Raw genomic sequence first — 18,039 nt, 5'->3', positions numbered from 1 at the left:
GTAAATGAAAAAGCAGATAGGTGCGTCAGATGCAAGGAAAGACCTCGAAGGCGTGCTTTTTGCACTACAAGAGGGCTTGACGCAGCATAAGACGTACATAGCTGCTTTTTTTAGGCAACACCGCACGACCATTGTGTGTCAGTATGCGGTTGTTCAGCTTTGCTGAACACTCCGAATTTTCGTCAGAATGCTCATTTTTGCCGCAGTTTTACTGGCGTAAAACAAGGTGAAATTGGGTATTATGACGGAAATTCGGCAAGCAGATGGCACACAAAGGCCAGAGCCGGTGGTCGTGCGGTGGTGCCTTTAAAAAGGGGTTTTTGAAATGCCCTTAATGAGGGGCTTTTCATATTGAGGGAAACTAACGGAGGAAAACAGATGAAGAACAAAAGAAGGGATTTAGCAGTTATCCTATCACTCGTTATGGCAGCATCTATGGCTTTGACAGCCTGCTCTGACAAGGACGATGATGAGAGCAGCTCAAAGAAAAGCAAGGACTCATCGAGCAGTGTATCTATATCTTCATCGGAGGCTGACAGCGACAGCAGCTCTGACAGCAATTCTGACAGCAGCGTGGCTGATGATGACAAGAGCTCTGATGCAGCTGATGACAGCAAGCCCGATGACAAGGCAGACGCAGGCAGCAATGATGATGAGAGCAGCGAATACACCTACGACCCAGAGCCGGAGCCTGATGACCCGGGAATAGTAGTAATAGAGCCTGACAGCAGTGAGTCTGAGCCTGACACTACTACTACAGCTGCTGCTGCCGGTGAGATATCACCTGAGGAAAAGCCGATATACGATATGTTCGAGGCTATGGAGACAGGCGACTTGACAAAGTATGAAAATGTACTGCCGGACGAGATAATCAAGGTATTCAAGGACAACAACAGCTGGGATATACTCAGCCAGCTCACAGAGCAGACAAAGGAAAGCTACGGTGACGACTGCAAGATAACCGTAAGCATTAATGGCAAGACTGAGCTGACTGACAGCGACATTGAGGACTACAAAAACAAATACCTGAATGGCTACGGCATTGATCTTAACATCGAGAAAGGATATCTTCTTAACATCAAGGCAAAGGTGAGCGGAAGCATCGGCAGTCAGGAAGATGAAGACAGCTTAGGTGTAGGATAAGTAAACGGCAGGTGGGTACTGCTCGACCTGTTCTGATAACAGGGAATAGATAAAAGGCAAGAAGCAAAGATTCTTTGCATAAAAAAAATAAAAAAAATCAGGAGGACGAAGAAAATGAAGAAGAGAATGAAGATCTTTTTACCGCTTATGTTACTGGTAATGGCAATGGCATTTCTGATGACAGCCTGCGGTGACGGCAGCAGCAAGGACAAGGACGATGAAGACGACACACCGGCATATGAAAGACCGATAGAGTCATACGTCAACGCTATAACCAAGGGAAGCGGCAAGGAATTAAAGAAGTGCTTCTGCGAGGCAGAGATAAAATACCGTGAAGAAAACGGCGGCGAGGATTGTTTTGACGATCAGGCAGAGCATCTGAAAAGCAGCTTTGAGAGCAGATACGGCGAGGGTGTCAAAATCACCTACAAGGTAAAGGACAAGGAAAAGCTCGATAAGGACAAGCTGGAGGATCTGTCATCTCAATTACAGAGACGCACTGACAGCGATGATATAGAGGTGACTGAAGGCTATAAGATAAAGACCGAGTTCACTATCAAGTCCAAAGGCGATAGCAGCACTGAAAAAGAGACTGAAAATGAGACTATGTATATAGGCAAGGTTGACGGAAAGTGGATAATAGTCGATTTCTGATCTGCCTTTAAGGAGAAACAAGAATGAAGAAAGCATTTATTCTGGCAGCTGCGGCTGCTATAATGCTGACGGCCTGTTCGGAGGCGGACAGCAACACAAGCAAGGACAGCACGACGACTGCCACCAAGGAAGCAGCAGTAAGCGAGGAAACATCTTCCGAAGCTGAGACTGCTACCACTACCACCGCAGCACCGCAAAACAGCAGCGAGTCGGAAACACAGACCCAGCAGACCTCTGTAACAACGACTACTGCGGACGACTCGTCAGAGCCGGATTCATCACAGGTAGATGATATGCCGCAGACTGACATAAGGTGCGACAGCAAGAGAATAGCTTCGGCTGATTTCGGAGTGGACATAAGCTACCCCGACGGCTGGGAGGTCAAGGGCTACGAGATAAAGAACGACAAGCCCTCACAGACAGCTGCGACGGCATTCAACGACGACTTGGGCGTTTCCTCAACAGTTGAGCTTATAAACTTTGAGGACAGCATAAAGGTCAGCGGCGAAGAATATCTTGAAAAGCTCAGGCAGGTATACACCGAGCTGACCACCCCCGACGAGGGCGACCCTATGAGTGTCAGCGATGTTGAGATGACAGAGGGCAGCGCAGGAGATGCAAAGACTATTTTTATAAGCTATTCGCAGAGGGGCGTTAAGTCGTATATCTACACTTTTGTTTTTGAAAACAAAAACAGCGACAACAGCTTTTTACAGTTTTCGTATGCATTCTCAGAGTCTGACAACACCGAGCACATAAAGACGGCGCTTGAAGAGATGATGAGCTGATAAGAAACAAGATCCGGGAGCAGGATAATGCTCCCGGGTTTTGTTATGCTCTGAAAAATATTTTTTTACAAACGTTTACATTGATTGACTATTTTTTTTATTTATGGTAGAATGGATTTCAAGCAGAAAAAGTATATTTTTACTTTTGTGATCGGGATACAAAAGGAGGATAAAGCAATGACAGAGCAGGAAGCAAAGGTTCTGGCTGAACCGATAGTTAAGGAAATTGTTGATTGTATGGCAGACGGCAGATATGATCTGATCCCCAAGTATGCCGGATTTCAGGATGAAACAACTACAGTTGATGATTTCAAAGAATGGGCAGAGGGGTATCTGGAAGACAACGAATTATCGCACTATGACAGATACGGTGTTCCGAACAACTTTCAGCCTGCATATGACAAGTCTTTATATCATCAGTTCAGTGTATATTTATACAATAACGGTACCGGCTTTGAGGTCGACTATGACCTTACGACAGACAGCAAGTTAAATGACCTGACACTTATTATGGAGTTTTTATTCAGCGATAACGGTATCAAAGCAAACATTGTAGATATTCACGTTTTATAAAATGAAAAACTAACCGAAAGGACTGATCGTTATTAATATCACATTCAACGAAAGCTCGAGGACATTCAAGCTCGATGCGAAGGACACCACATATATGCTCATGGCAGCAGACGGGGAGTATTTAGCGCACGTCTACTACGGGCGCAAGATCCCAGATACTGACATGACGAGCATAATGCGCTTTGACGAGAGCCCGTTTACACCGGCTACCAACAACCGTGACAGGGCATCATACCTTGACTCGCTGCCGATGGAGTATTCCTGCTTCGGGGTGGGCGACTACAGAGAGCCATGCTTCAAGATAAGGGCCGCTGACGGCACATCGACCTGCGATCTGCGCTACAAGGGCTACAAAATAACAAAGGGCAAGCCTGCACTTGAAGGGATGCCTGCGACATTTGCGACTGAGGAGAGCCCCTGCAGCACCTTAGAGGTGATAATGGAGGACAAGCCGGCAGGGCTTGAGGTATCGCTTTTTTACACGGCGTTTGAAAAGCTCGATGTCATAACAAGAAGTGCGATCGTCAGAAATGTGGGAGACAAGGCAGTTTATATCACCCGTGTACTCTCGACCTGCGTTGACTTTGACACGCACGAATTTGACATGATAACACTTAACGGCTCGTGGGCAAGGGAGAGGGCAGTCGAGCGCTGCCGCTTACATCACGGCAAGCAGGGGATTGATTCCTGTCGTGGCGAGAGCTCACACCAGAACAACCCCTTCGTTGCACTCTGCGAGCACAAGGCAGATGAAGACAGCGGCGAGGTTTACGGCTTTAACTTTGTATACAGCGGCAATTTTGCAGCAACCGCAGAGGTGACACAGCACAAGAAGACACGCTTTGTTATGGGCATAAATCCGCTTGATTTCTCATGGAAGTTAGAGCCGGGCGAGCAGTTCACAGCGCCTGAGGTGGTAATGGTACACTCAGACTGCGGCATCGGCAAGATGTCACGCACATTCCACGACCTTTACAGAGGGAATCTGATAAGGGGCGAATACAAGGACAAGCGCCGCCCGATACTTATAAACAACTGGGAGGCAACGTACTTTGATTTCTCGACAGAAAAGCTGATAAGCATTGCGCAGCAGGCAAGCAAGCTGGGCATCGAGATGCTTGTTATGGACGACGGCTGGTTCGGGCACAGAGATTCTGACAATTCATCATTAGGCGACTGGTTCGTATATGAAAAGAAGCTGCAGGGCGGATTAAAGCATCTTGTAGATGAAGTAAACAAGCTGGGCATGAAGTTCGGCATATGGTTTGAGCCGGAGATGGTTTCGCCCGACTCCGAGCTTTACAGAGCGCACCCTGACTGGGCAATACAGATCCGTGGCAGAGAGCTTACCATGTCGAGAGAGCAGTACATACTCGACTACTCACGCAAAGAGGTCAGAGACTATGTATACTCAATGATGAGGAAGATACTTGATTCGGCGAACATAGAATACATCAAGTGGGACATGAACAGGCAGCACACAGAGGTCGGCTCATTTGCGCTGCCGGCTGACAGGCAGCAGGAGCTGTGGCACAGGTATGTACTGGGCGTTTACGAGCTTATGGGCAGGCTGACGACAGATTATCCGCACATACTCATTGAGAACTGCTCGGGCGGCGGTGCGAGGTTTGACCCGGGAATGTTATATTTCAGCCCGCAGATATGGTGCTCTGACGACACAGATGCGATAGAGAGATTAAAGATACAGCACGGCACTTCGATGTGCTATCCCTGCTCGGCAATGGGTGCGCACGTTTCCGACTGCCCGAACCACTCCTGCGGCAGGGTAACGCCCTTTGCAACGAGGGGAGATGTAGCGCTTGTCGGAACATTCGGCTACGAGCTTGACGTTACACGCATACCCGAGGAGGACAGGAATGCTATCCCTGCGCAGATAGAGAAGTTCAAGAAATTCAATCCCTTAGTGCGCACAGGCGACCACTACCGCATAGGCAATATGTTTGAGGACAACAGCTGGGACGCATGGATGTTTGTTGCAAAGGACAAGAGCGAGGCGCTGTTTGAGTTTGTACAGGTGATAGGCAGGCCTAATGAGCGTTCAAGGAACATAAAGCTGAAGGGTCTTGACCCCGATGCTTACTACTATGAGGAGAGCAAGCCTGAGGAGAAGCTCTCGGGTGCAGCGCTTATGTATGCAGGGATAAATGTTGCAAAGATGTGGAACGTTGACGGGCTGTACGGAGATTATGTTTCTAAGACGCTGCATTTTGTGAGGGCTTGACAAAAGGCAAATAAGGTGTTATAATATAGTCAGGTAATAAAAGCACTGATATTAAACAAAATACCCCCGACAAGAGTACCAGTCAAGTCGGGGGCTTTGTTTTGGGCTGTGCTGTCGTTAGTTTTATTTCCTTCGCCTGTTCAGCCACTTACGGATACGCCTGCGTATGTACAAAAAGAGAAAATTTGCAAGCACACCCGTTATAACAGGCAAAAGAATGTAGGTAATAAATAGCACTGAGTCTCCCCCCTCTCCGCTATCGGATTGGGTTTGACAGCAATTACAGTATAGCATATATATCCTGGACAGTCAAACAGGGCAGGGCTTGACAAATCAGGTGCTTGGTGTTATAATGTAGGTGATGAAATTAAGTTTCCGACACTTTTTTCACAAAAAATAAGGCGAGGAGCGGCCACTCCTCGCCTTTGTGCTTACTGCTTCTTATGCTTCTTGTCAAGCCACTTGGTTATGTAATCTGCTATTACACTTTCTGCAACAGAAGACAGTATTGATGCTATCAGTTCCGACACCTTTTTCACCTCCTTCCCTGTTAAGGTCGGAGTTGAAGCAGCAAATACAGTATAGCACATAAGTATTGTTCTGTCAAACAATGGCATTTGTGAGTAATGAACAGTGAAAAATACAAAAACCACCTAAAGATCTTGCTTTAGGTGGTTTTTTGATGGTACGCCCGGTGCGATTTGAACGCATGGCCTTCAGAGTCGGAGTCTGACGCTCTATCCAGCTGAGCTACGGGCGCAGAAACAGGGGGCTTGTGCCCCCTTTAACGAATAGTGAAAAGTGAATAATGAATAGTGAATACTATTATCTCACCTTAGCACCATTCGGGAGTGACTGGTCGGGGAAGATGACTGTTGCGCCGCCGTCTGCGTTGTCGGCTGCACATATCATGCCGTTTGACTCAACGCCGCAGAGCTTAACAGGCTTTAAGTTTGCAACGAGCATTATCTTCTTGCCGACAAGGTCTTCAGGCTTATACCATTCTGCTATGCCCGAAACGACCTGTCTGCCGCCGAAACCGTCGTCAAGCTGCAAGCAGAGCAGCTTCTTTGACTTCTTGACCTTCTCGGCAGACTTTATCTGAGCGATACGGATATCTACCTTTGCGAAGTCGTCTATAGTTATCTCATCACTAAGCTCGGGGGGAGTGAACTCTTTGCCCTTTTCCTCGTCGGAGAGGTTTGCCTTGGCATCTGCCATGTTCTTCTCGATTATTGCGTTGAGAGCTTCTATCTCCTTGTCGATATCTATTCTCGGGAAGAGTATCTCGCCCTTGTGAACAGTAACATCAGCCGGCAAAACGCCTGTCTTTCCTGCGTTGTCGTAGGTAGCATCAGCCTCAGATGCGCCTATCTGCTGCCATACCTTAGGCATAGTGTTAGGCATAAAGGGTGAAAGAAGTGTCGAAATGACACGGATAGCTTCAAGCAGGTTGTAGAGCACTGCTGCAAGGCGTGCTTTTTTGCTCTCGTCCTTGCCGAGCTTCCAGGGCTCTGTTTCGTCGATATACTTATTGGCTCTGTCAACTGCTGTGAATATCTCCTCAAGAGCATTTTTGAGCCTTGTCTCATCGATGCAGAGGTCTACCTTTGCACGCAGAGATGTTACACACTCGATAAGCGAATCATCAAACTCGCCTGCCTCACGCTCTGCCGGAAGTGTGCCGCCGAAATACTTATCAGCCATAGCAACGGTACGGGAAACAAGGTTGCCGAAGCCGTTTGCAAGGTCTGAGTTGATGCGGTTTATCATTATCTCGTTTGAGAATGCGCTGTCAGCGCCGAGAGCCATCTCTCTTAAGATATGGTATCTGATAGCATCGACACCGTAGCGCTCGCCGAGCATGAAGGGGTCTACCACATTGCCGAGAGACTTGGACATCTTCTGCTCCTCGCCCTTTTTATTGAGGAAGGTTATCCAGCCGTGAACTGCGAGGTGCTTGGGCAGCGGCTCTTCAAGAGCCATGAGCATTGCAGGCCAGATGATAGCATGGAATCTCATGATATCCTTAGCTACCATATGAACATCAGCAGGCCAGAACTTGGCATAGTCATTATATGTGCTGTTCTCATAGCCAAGAGCTGTGATATAGTTTGAGAGAGCATCTATCCACACATAGACAACGTGCTTTTCGTCAAATGTTACAGGCACGCCCCATGTGAAGGAGGTTCTTGAAACGCAGAGGTCTTCAAGGCCGGGCTTGATAAAGTTATTGACAAGCTCCTGTGCTCTGTACTTAGGGCGGAGATAGTCGGTATCTAAAAGCAGCTTTTCTATCCTGTCTGCGAAGGGAGACATCTTGAAGAAGTAAGCCTCCTCCTTAGCCTCCTTTACCTCTCTGTGGCACTCGGGGCAGCAGCCGTTCTCGTCGAGCTGGCTCTCTGTCCAGAAGCTCTCACAGGGGGTGCAGTATTTGCCCTTATACTCGCCCTTATAGATATAGCCCTTATCATAGAGGCGCTTGAAGATATTCTGAACTGCCGAAACGTGGTAGTCATCGGTAGTACGGATATATCTGTCGTAATCAATATTCATATAGTTCCACAGCTTTTTGAAAACTGCGACCTTTTCATCGACATATGCCTTGGGTGTGATGCCCTGAGCCTTGGCCTTTTCTTCTATTTTCTGGCCGTGCTCGTCTGTGCCGGTGAGGAACATGACATCATAGCCCTGCATTCTCTTATAGCGTGCGATAGAGTCACACGCAACTGTAGTATAGCAGTGCCCTATATGCGGATCACCCGAGGGGTAGTATATAGGGGTAGTAATGTAATACTTTTTATCCATAGTGATTTCTCCTTTCGGTGAGATAAGATACAATAATTATTATACCACATTTAGCATTCATTGTCAAACTATAGCAGCGTAGTATGAAAAGCAAAGCCCGGCTTTTTGCAAAAAACATCCCAAGGTGCAAAAATGACGGCCGCAGCCGCCATTATCTATCAGAATATCAGACCAAGTATGAGCCTTACAGCCATAAATGCGACTGCCGCCATAAAAACAGCGCCGTAGGATATCTGCTGAGCGTAGAAGATATCGCTCTGGTCGGGCTCCTTTTTCGGGTCGCCTATATGCTGGCTGGGGATAAAGGGCTCGTCTTCATATATATTGCCGACGACCTCGATATCAAGAGCGCCTGCAAAAGCCGCAACTGTCTGCGAGGCGTTTATATTGCCAAGGTTCTTTCCGTCACGCTTCCATATCTTCTGGGCGTTTAAAAAATCGAGAGCGAGCAGTCTTGCATCCTTGACGCTAAGAAAAGCTGCGAGCCTTGCCGGGAAATAGCCCAACACGTCGTTCATGCCCCTTGCTGCGAGCGAGAAGTATATATCCTCGCTTCTGACAGCCTTCGCAGTCCTGTTTATAACAAGATACACAAGGCCGCCTATACCGCCGCCTATGAATATGAAAAACAGCGGAGCTATCGCATTTTCAAATGTATACTCAGCTATACCTCTTACCGAGAGCTTGACTATCTCGTCTTCACGCATACCCTTTGTATTCTCGCCGGTCATCTCCATGAGCTTTCTTCTTGCTGCGAGTGGCTTGCCCTTACGCAGAGCCTTAAGTATGCCTGTGCCGTAGTAGTTTACCTTTTTTTCGTTTATAGCGCCGAAAACATAAAAGCTCTCAAGTATTACCCCGACCACCGGGTGCAGCTTATAGGCGAGCACCAAAAGCAGTGTCAGCGGAGCTATGAACAGTATTATCATTATAGCGAGCAGAAGGCTCCCGGCGAGCGTCTGCCCCTCGTGGGAGGAAACATAGCGGGCTTTGAGCTTATCTTTAAAGAAGTTTGCCGTTTTTTCCATGAACTTCGACAGACTGTATGCCGAGAATATATCCCCGAACATCATATCCATCACATATCCCGCTGCCAGTGCGACGAGGGAATATATTATCATCTTTTCACCCTTTTCACCTGTTATTTCTTACATCTAACCTATATTATAACAGATACAGCCAATAAAATCAATAGTCATTTTTATAAATTTCCCCAAAGTTTGCCTGCAATTATTGACATAGCATTTAAAAAGTAATATAATATGTAATGTACGGCTTTCGGGGGCTTTATCCCGGCATTGCTGCAATGCAAAGCGGCTGCCGTATATTTAAAAAGTGAGGATATGATGAATGATGAAAATACTCGGCAAATCGCACAAGCTCGATAATGTATGCTATGACATAAGAGGCCCGGTAATGGACGAGGCAAATGCCATGATAGCAAAGGGCGAGAAGATACTTAAGCTCAACATCGGCAACCCGGCGCCCTTCCGCTTCAGAGCGCCTGCTGACCTCATAGCTCAGATGACAGCATCGCTGCCTGATGTAGAGGGGTATTCTGACTCGAAGGGTCTTTATGCTGCAAGAGAAGCGATAGCCGCTTATGACAAGACAAAGGGCATCGAGGGCGTTGCTCCCGATGACATATACACGGGAAACGGTGCTTCTGAGCTTATCACTATGTCGATGCAGGCGCTGCTCGACAACGGCGATGAGGTGCTCGTTCCGGCACCTGACTATCCGCTGTGGACTGCTTCTGTAACTCTTGCAGGAGGCACGGCCGTTCACTACATCTGCGACGAGCAGAGCAGCTGGTATCCTGACATAGACGACATGAGAAGCAAGATAACCGACAAGACAAAGGGCATAGTTATAATAAACCCCAACAACCCGACAGGTGCGCTCTACCCGAGGGAGATACTCGAGCAGATAGCACAGCTTGCAAGGGAGAACGGGCTTATCATCTTCTCGGACGAGATATATGACAGGCTGCTCATGGACGGTGCAAAGCACACATCTATAGCGTCTATCTGCCCTGATGTATTCTGTGTTACATTCAACGGACTTTCAAAGTCGCACATGATAGCAGGCTTTCGCTGCGGCTGGATGAGCCTTTCGGGAGACAGAAAGAATGTCAAGGGCTATATAGAGGGGCTAAATATGCTCTCCTCGATGCGTCTTTGCTCAAATGTTCCGGCACAGGCTGTAATACCTGTAGCGCTCAAGTCAAACCCACAGCTCGAAACACTTCTTGCCCCCGGCGGAAGGATATACGAGCAGCGTGAATACATAGTAAACAGGCTGAACTCGATAGAGGGTATGTCGGCTGTAAGGCCGCAGGCTGCATTCTACATTTTCCCGAAGATAGATGCAAAGCGTTTCAACATAACAAACGACGAGCAGTTCGTGCTTGACTTCTTAAAGGCAAAGCACATTCTCCTCGTTCACGGCGGCGGCTTCCACTGGGAGACACCTGACCACTTCCGCATCGTTTATCTTCCCGACCTTGATTCTCTTAAGACCTCTATGGACGCTTTGGAGGATTTCTTAAAGACATACAAGCAGAAATAACACTTTCAGCCCACGGCTATGTCTGTGGGCTTTTATGATAGGAGCATTTTAATGAAGGATCTTACAATCGGTTCGCCTGCCAAGGTACTGTGGAAATTTACCGTGCCTATGTTCCTGAGCGTCGTGTTCCAGCAGATGTACAGCATCGCAGATTCAGCTATCGCCGGGCAGTTCGCCGGGGAGGACGCTCTGGCGGCTATCGGTGCATCTTACCCGATAACTATGATATTCATGGCAGTAGCAGTCGGGGTGAACGTCGGCTGTGCGGTCGTGATATCGCAGTATTTCGGCGCAAAGATATACCCGAAGGTCAAAACATCTTCGACAACGACGCTTATCGCAAGCACGGCTGCGGCGCTTGTGCTGACGGTGTTCGGGATCATTTTCTGCAGGCCGCTGCTTTCAATGGTAAACACCCCGGAGGATATCTTCACCGACAGTGCGGTGTATCTGAGGATATACACGCTGGGGCTTGTCTTCCTGTTTGTCTATAACGTATGCACCGGCATATTCACAGCACTCGGCGACTCGAAAACTCCGCTGATGTTCCTTATCGGCTCGTCGGTCGGAAATGTGCTGCTTGATCTGCTGTTTGTGGCAGTGTTTAAGTGGGGAGTGGCCGGTGCTGCGTGGGCGACATTCATAGCGCAGGGCGTTTCCTGCATACTGTCGGTGTGCGTGATACTGAGAAAGCTTAAGCAGATAAAGACAGAGGAAAAAGCCCCCCTTTTCTCATGGAGAATGCTTTGCAGGGTGTCGGCATATGCCGTGCCGAGCATTTTGCAGCAGAGCTTTGTGTCGGTAGGCAACATTTTCATACAGGGGCTTGTCAACAGCTACGGCAAGAGCGTTATAGCAGGCTACAGTGCGGCGATAAAGCTGAACACCTTTGCTGTGACGAGCTTTTCGACTATGGGCAACGCACTGTCAGGCTTCTGCGCACAGAGCTACGGCGCAGGCAACAGGGAGCGTATAAGACAGGGCTTCAAGGCCGGGATAGTTATGGCGCTGATAGTTTCGGTGCCGTTTATTGCAGGATACTATATATACCCGGACGTGATGATGCGGCTTTTCCTTGATAAGGGAGCGAGCCCTGAGGTGCTTGAAACAGGCAGAGAGTTTTTAAAGATAGTCGCACCCTTTTATACCGTTGTCGGGGTAAAGCTCATGGCGGACGGACTTTTAAGAGGAACGGGGCGTATGCCGTTTTTCATGGGCACGACCTTTTCCGACCTGATACTCAGAGTCATATTGGCGTTCATTTTGTCAAAACGACTTGGTGAAGCGAGAGGGATATGGCTTTCGTGGCCGATAGGCTGGATAACGGCGATGGTGGTGTCATTGATATTCTATGCAGTAACGATGAAACAGATAAAGAGAGAGCTGCCGCAGCCGAAGAAAGAAACACCGTAATAAAAAAAGGGCAAAAAGGTTTTTGTCAAACTTTTTCCTCAAAAAAGTTTGCGGGTATTGTTTTATTCTCGCAAGCTCGAACAAAACGGCAGAGCCCTTGCGTAGATTGTTTCATTCTCGCAAGCTCGACTGAAACGGAGCAGAGCTCCATATCGGCGGAGCCGACCAGGCGGCGAACACAGTAAAAAAAGCGGCACGCACTGTGAGTTGCGAAACACCATAACGAAGGAATATGTTCGCTGCCCCACCGCCGCAAACAGGGAGCTGTGCCGAAGGCACAGTGCGACCGCATTTGCGGCCAGCCGCCGCCGCAAGCGGCGGCAAGCGAAGCGAGGCGAAGCCGAGCGAAGCGCCGGCGGCCGATGCCGAAGGGCGAGGCCGCTCCCCCCCTCTCCTTTATAAGGAGAGGGGGACGGGGGGTGAGGTTCGCCCCCCACAAAGCAAACCCTGTAACGTAAGCAAATCGACTAAATCATTCCGGCAAAATTGAACAAAATGACGAAAATGTAACGTTCGGAGTAAAAATTGTAATATCCTGTTGAAAAACAGGTAAAAATGTGATATTATAGAAATGCTTGGAAAAGTATATACTCTTTGGAAAGGGAATGAAAAGAAATGAAGAAGTTTATTGAAGAATTCAAAGCCTTTGCGCTTAAAGGCAACGTTATGGACATGGCTATCGGTGTTATCATCGGTGCTGCTTTCGGCTCTATCGTAACAGCACTGACCGACAGCTTTATCAACCCTCTTATCGCAGTTATCACAGGCGGTGCTGAGAAGGACGAGAACGGCGTTATGCAGGTAGTCGGCGGCACATTCACTGTAAGAGGTGTTGAGTTTACATACGGCGCTTTCATATCGGCTGTAATCAACTTCCTTATCATAGCTCTTATCCTGTTCTGCCTTATCAAGGCTGTAAACAAGGCTATGGAAGTCGGCAGAAAGAAGGCTGAGGAAGAGGCTGTTGCTGAGCCGCCCAAGGAGGAAGTTCTCCTTACTGAGATCCGTGACCTGTTAAAGGCACAGGCTGAGGCTCAGGCAAAGACAGAATAAGTTTAAGACACACTGACAAGCACGCTCGCATAGGGCGTGCTTTTTTTATGCTTTTGGGTTGATATGGAAGGGGATTTGTGGTATAATAGATGAAAGATATTTTCGGGGGTGTTGCCCTCGTCTTTCGGCTCGGGCTTGCCGCCTTTGGCGGCTGCCGCAAATGCGGTCGCACCGTGCCTTTGGCACGGCTCCCTGTTTGCGGCGGTGGGCGGCGAACATATTCTTTCGTTATAGTGTTTCGTAACTCACAGTGCGTGCCGCTTTTTTACTGTGTTCGCCGCCTAAGTCGGCTCCGCCGATGTGGGGCCAGCCCCACACCCTGCTGGGCTCTGCCCAGACCCGCAAACTTTTTTGAGGAAAAAGTTTGACAAAAACCTTTTTGTGTTTATGTTCTTTATTACTGCTTATATTTTTATTCTATTTTTTGGAGGATCATCTTATGCGCTTACTTGCGATCGACGGAAACAGCATAATGAACCGTGCTTACTACGGCATAAAGCTGCTCTCAAACTCAAAGGGCGTCTACACCAATGCTCTTACAGGGTTTATGAACATATATCTTAAGGAGGTCGATGCGGTAAAGCCCGATCATGTGGCTGTGGCGTTTGACCTGAGAGCACCTACATTCCGCCACAAGGCAGATGCGGCATACAAGGCAAACCGCAAGGGTATGCCCGAGGAGCTGGCACAGCAGATGCCGCAGATAAAAGAGCTGTTAACTGAGCTTGGCATAACCGTTGTCACCTGCGAGGGGTATGAGGCGGACGACATTTTAGGCACGCTCTCACGGATAGCAGAGCGTGAGGGCGGCGAGTGCTTTATCGTGACGGGCGACCGTGACAGCTATCAGCTCGTGACAGACAAAACGACTGTGCGGCTTGCGGCGACCAAGGAGACAAAGATATACACCCCCGAGAGGATAAAGGAAGAATATGGTGTCGAGCCGTTACAGATGATAGAGATAAAGGCGCTAATGGGCGACAGCTCAGACAACATTCCCGGTGTAAAGGGGATAGGTGAGAAGACTGCCGTTTCGCTCATTCAGCAGGCCGGCAGTGTAGAGGGGCTTTACGAGCAGCTTGATGAGATGACGCTCACCCCGTCGGTGAGAAAGAAGTTAAGCGAGGGCAGGCAGTCGGCAGAGAACAGCCGCTTTTTGGCGACGATATGTCTGACAGCACCGATAGACAATGATATCGAGACTTATGCTTTGCACGAGGGCGACAAGGCAGCGGCGGCAGCAAGGCTGACAGGGCTTGAGATGTTCAGGCTAATGGAAAAGCTAGGCCTTCACGCCGGTGATGCGGCGGCTGTGGATGAGAGCAATGCGGCAGAGCCGGCAGTGCTTACAGAATATGAGATAAAGCCGCTTGATGATGAATACATTGCATCGCTTGATGAGAGCAGGACTGTCGTTTTCGAGCTGGCAGGCAAGCAAGACCTGACCGAGCTGCGTGCAGCAGAGGGCAGCGTGATATACACCTGCGACAGCTTACTTGGCGGCACGGAGAGGATACTTGCGTTTTTGACAAGCGGCTGCAAAAAGCTCACCTTTGATGCAAAGGCTGCCTACAAGCTTGCATTTGAAAACGGCGAGAGTGCAAAAAACATCATCTTCTCATGCGATCTTGCAGGGTATTTATTAAACTCACAGGCAAAGGAATACACCGTTGAAAACTTATGTGCTGCGTACTCTGTCAAATACCGCAGCGACATGGAGGGCTATGAGAGCATAGCATCGCTGCCGGCTTTATGCGAGGGGCTGTCAGCAAGGCTTGACGGGAACGATCTGAGGAAGCTCTTTGACGGGATAGAGATGCCGCTTTGCGAGGTGCTCGCATCTATGGAGACTGTCGGTGTCAAGGCTGACAGAGACGGCATAAAGGCATTCGGCGAGTCGCTCAGGGGCGACATTGAGCGCTTAAAGCAGGAGATATACGATTACGCCGGCGAGGAATTCAACATACTCTCGCCAAAGCAGTTAGGGGAGATACTTTTCTCACCTGACAAGCTGGGGCTTAAGGGCGGCAGGAAGACAAAGACCGGCTATTCGACAAGTGCGGAGGTACTTGAAGCGCTTATAGATGCGCACCCGATGATACCGCTGATACTTGAATACCGCACGCTTACCAAGCTAATGTCCACCTACGTTGAGGGGCTGCTGAAAGTCATAGCGCCCGACGGCAGGATACATTCATACTTCAAGCAGACCGAGACACGCACGGGGCGCATATCCTCGACTGAGCCGAATTTACAGAACATACCCGTAAGAAAAGAGATAGGGCGTAATATGCGTCGCTTCTTTGTGGCCGAGGAGGGCATGACGCTTGTTGATGCTGACTATTCGCAGATAGAGCTGCGAGTGCTTGCTTCTGTATGCGGTGATGAGAATATGCAGAGGGCATTCCTTGACGGGATAGACATTCACACTATGACGGCTGCTTCCGTTTTCGGGCTGCCGGAGGATTTTGTGACACCCGAGATGCGCTCGGCGGCAAAGGCTGTAAACTTCGGCATCATCTACGGCATAGGTGCATTCTCGCTGTCAAAGGACATCGGTGTATCGGTAGCCGAGGCCAAGCAGTATATCGAGAACTATCTTGAAAATTTCCCGAAGATATCGCAGTACATGGACAGCACTGTGGAATTTGCAAAGGACAAGGGCTATGTGCTCACGATATTTGACAGGCGCAGATATATCCCCGAGCTTAAGATGTCAAACAAGAATATGCAGGCTTTCGGCAAGAGGGTGGCTATGAATGCGCCGATACAGGGCAGTGCAGCCGACATCATCAAGATAGCGATGATAAATGTATACAAGCGCTTAAAGAAAGACCTGCCCGGGGCAAGGCTTATTTTGCAGATACACGATGAGCTGATAATCGAGTGCGACAAAGCTGATGCTGACAAGGCAAGCGCTCTGCTCAAAGAGGAAATGGAGGGTGCTGTCAGGCTCGCAGTGCCGCTGACGGTAGATGTACACACAGGGGCAAGCTGGTTTGAGGCGAAGGAATAAATTTTAATGCATAATGCATAATGCATAATGCATAATTGTGGTATCGCCTGCGGCGATGTATGCCCATTCGGGCGACGAAGTATTATTCATTACTACTGTTCCACGTGGAACAAATGTTTGACACCATGCTTTTGGAGGAATTTTTATGAAATACACAAACCCCGTTATCCCCGGATTTTACCCTGACCCGAGCGTTTGCTTTGCAAACGGCAAATACTATCTTGCTGCGAGCACGTTCCAGTACTTCCCCGGGGTGGCGCTATTTGAGAGCGATGACCTTGTAAACTGGGAGCAGTTTGGCTACGCACTGACACGCCCTGAACAGGTGATGCTAAAAAACATAAACAGCTCGGGCGGCGTGTTCGCACCGACTATAAGATACAACGGCGGCCGCTTTTACATGGTCACGACAAACGACACGACGCACGAGAATTTCTACGTCTACACAGACGACATCTACGGAGAATGGTCTGACCCGATAACGGTTGACCAGGGCGGCATCGACCCCTCTCTCTATTTTGAAGACGGCAGGGTGTATTTTATGTCAAACGGCTCGGACGACGAGGGGAAAGGCGGTGTTGTGCAGTGTGAGATAGACATAGCCACCGGCAAAAAACTCACCGCCAGCAAGTGCATCTGGCAGGGCTCGGGAGGGCGGTATTTAGAGAGCCCGCACCTTTACAAAATAGGCGAATGGTATTATCTCATGGCGGCCGAGGGCGGCACTGAATACGGGCACATGATAACACTCTCACGTTCAAAGAGCGTATGGGGGCCTTTTGAGAACTGCCCGAGCAACCCGATACTGACAAACCGCAACAAAGCGCCATACATCATACAGGGCATAGGGCACGGCGACCTTGTGTTTGACAAGAGCGGCAACTTATTTATACTTAGCCTGGGTTTTCGGCAGATACATATGTGGATGCCTTATCACAACTTAGGGCGTGAGGTGTTCTTAACACCTGCAAGGCTGACTGACGACGGCTGGATAGCTGCCGGGCTTGACGGCACAACAGATGAGAGCTATGAGATAGCCGGTGACTTTGCACAGAAGCCGATAAAGGAATACACCTTTGCAAGCACCGACCCCGGCATCGACTGGTGCTATCTGCGCACACCTGACATGGCAGACTACACGCTCACAAAAGAAAAATACACCCTCAGAGGCAGCAGCCTGACACTTGATGATGTTGATTCGCCGACGTTTATCGCACTCAGGCAGAGGGGATTTTGCTTTGAGCTTTGCTGCGATGTAGGTGTCACCGACGGCGAGGGCGGCATAACTATTTACATGGACGAAAACGAGCACTACGAGATAGCCGTAAGAAAAGCAGCGGACAGCTATGAAGCGATACTGCGGCTTAACATCGGCGGCATAAAGCACATTCAAACAGCAATCCCGTTAGAGGGGAGCAAGGCAAGGCTGTGCATCGAGGGCGACAATCTTTTCTACAAATTTGCAGTTGTAAGCGGTGACGGCAGCGAGCGCAGAGAGCTTGGCGTCGGGAGCACAAAGTACATCACAAGCGAAGTCTCGGGCGGATTTACGGGGGCTATGATAGGTCTTTATGCCGTAAACGGCGAGGCGGAGTTTGAGGGGTTTGCTTTGAAGTATATGGAATGATGATAGGATAGATCGGAATTTACGTAGTAATGCATAATGCATAATTCATAATGCATAATTGATGTGTCCTGCTACGCAGGACGGATGCCCATTCGGGCTTTTATTCCCACGAAATTGCTTTGATAAGCGAAAAATGCCGCCGACAGAAGGC

At 48.9% G+C, this 18,039-nt stretch carries 12 protein-coding genes and 1 tRNA gene; 10 read left to right on the top strand and 3 right to left on the bottom strand.

Going from position 1 to position 18,039, the window contains the following annotated elements:
• Nucleotides 1–378 precede the first annotated feature (378 nt).
• From CD05_RS0114345 to CD05_RS0114325, 5 genes are all read left to right on the top strand, one after another.
• The gene (locus tag CD05_RS0114345; protein WP_028511058.1) at nt 379–1,143 is read left to right on the top strand and encodes a hypothetical protein; all 765 of its coding nucleotides are present in this window, start codon (nt 379–381) and stop codon (nt 1,141–1,143) included.
• Between the two features lie 114 nt (nt 1,144–1,257).
• Nucleotides 1,258–1,797, top strand: coding sequence for a hypothetical protein (locus tag CD05_RS0114340; protein WP_028511057.1), 540 nt, complete (start codon nt 1,258–1,260; stop codon nt 1,795–1,797).
• A 23-nt stretch (nt 1,798–1,820) separates the two neighbouring features.
• Complete coding sequence (locus tag CD05_RS0114335) at nt 1,821–2,585, top strand: hypothetical protein (protein WP_028511056.1); 765 nt, start codon at nt 1,821–1,823, stop codon at nt 2,583–2,585.
• 177 nt (nt 2,586–2,762) lie between these two features.
• On the top strand, nt 2,763–3,158 hold the full coding sequence (locus CD05_RS0114330) for a hypothetical protein (RefSeq protein ID WP_051589049.1): 396 nt from the start codon (nt 2,763–2,765) through the stop codon (nt 3,156–3,158).
• Nucleotides 3,159–3,189: 31 nt separating this feature from the next.
• Nucleotides 3,190–5,400, top strand: coding sequence for an alpha-galactosidase (locus CD05_RS0114325; protein ID WP_028511054.1), 2,211 nt, complete (start codon nt 3,190–3,192; stop codon nt 5,398–5,400).
• A gap of 683 nt (nt 5,401–6,083) precedes the next feature.
• Here CD05_RS0114325 and CD05_RS0114315 read toward each other — a convergent pair.
• The 3 genes from CD05_RS0114315 to CD05_RS0114305 all read right to left on the bottom strand — a co-directional run bounded on the left by CD05_RS0114315 (nt 6,084) and on the right by CD05_RS0114305 (nt 9,329).
• A tRNA-Arg gene (locus CD05_RS0114315) sits at nt 6,084–6,160 on the bottom strand.
• Between the two features lie 65 nt (nt 6,161–6,225).
• Nucleotides 6,226–8,208, bottom strand: a complete 1,983-nt coding sequence (metG, locus tag CD05_RS0114310) for a methionine--tRNA ligase (RefSeq protein WP_028511052.1) — start codon at nt 8,206–8,208, stop codon at nt 6,226–6,228.
• A gap of 158 nt (nt 8,209–8,366) precedes the next feature.
• Nucleotides 8,367–9,329: a cobalamin biosynthesis protein gene (locus CD05_RS0114305; protein ID WP_028511051.1), complete on the bottom strand. Its 963-nt coding sequence runs from the start codon at nt 9,327–9,329 to the stop codon at nt 8,367–8,369.
• A 232-nt stretch (nt 9,330–9,561) separates the two neighbouring features.
• Here CD05_RS0114305 and CD05_RS0114300 point away from each other — a divergent pair, with 232 nt between their 5' ends.
• The 5 genes from CD05_RS0114300 (at nt 9,562) to CD05_RS0114280 (ending at nt 17,888) form a co-directional block, all read left to right on the top strand.
• Nucleotides 9,562–10,779, top strand: coding sequence for an aminotransferase class I/II-fold pyridoxal phosphate-dependent enzyme (locus CD05_RS0114300; RefSeq protein WP_028511050.1), 1,218 nt, complete (start codon nt 9,562–9,564; stop codon nt 10,777–10,779).
• Nucleotides 10,780–10,830: 51 nt separating this feature from the next.
• Complete coding sequence (locus CD05_RS0114295; RefSeq protein WP_028511049.1) at nt 10,831–12,192, top strand: MATE family efflux transporter; 1,362 nt, start codon at nt 10,831–10,833, stop codon at nt 12,190–12,192.
• A 615-nt stretch (nt 12,193–12,807) separates the two neighbouring features.
• Complete coding sequence (gene mscL / locus CD05_RS0114290; protein WP_028511048.1) at nt 12,808–13,245, top strand: large conductance mechanosensitive channel protein MscL; 438 nt, start codon at nt 12,808–12,810, stop codon at nt 13,243–13,245.
• A gap of 439 nt (nt 13,246–13,684) precedes the next feature.
• Nucleotides 13,685–16,261 (top strand): DNA polymerase I, encoded by a 2,577-nt coding sequence (gene polA, locus CD05_RS0114285; protein WP_028511047.1) that lies wholly within the window; start codon nt 13,685–13,687, stop codon nt 16,259–16,261.
• Between the two features lie 145 nt (nt 16,262–16,406).
• Complete coding sequence (locus tag CD05_RS0114280) at nt 16,407–17,888, top strand: glycoside hydrolase family 43 protein (RefSeq protein ID WP_028511046.1); 1,482 nt, start codon at nt 16,407–16,409, stop codon at nt 17,886–17,888.
• Nucleotides 17,889–18,039: the final 151 nt, after the last annotated feature.

Source organism: Ruminococcus sp. NK3A76 (genome assembly GCF_000686125.1).
Lineage (GTDB): Bacteria > Bacillota > Clostridia > Oscillospirales > Ruminococcaceae > NK3A76.
Note: the sequence above shows the minus strand (reverse complement) of the source record. Positions and strands in the feature narration are given on the sequence as shown.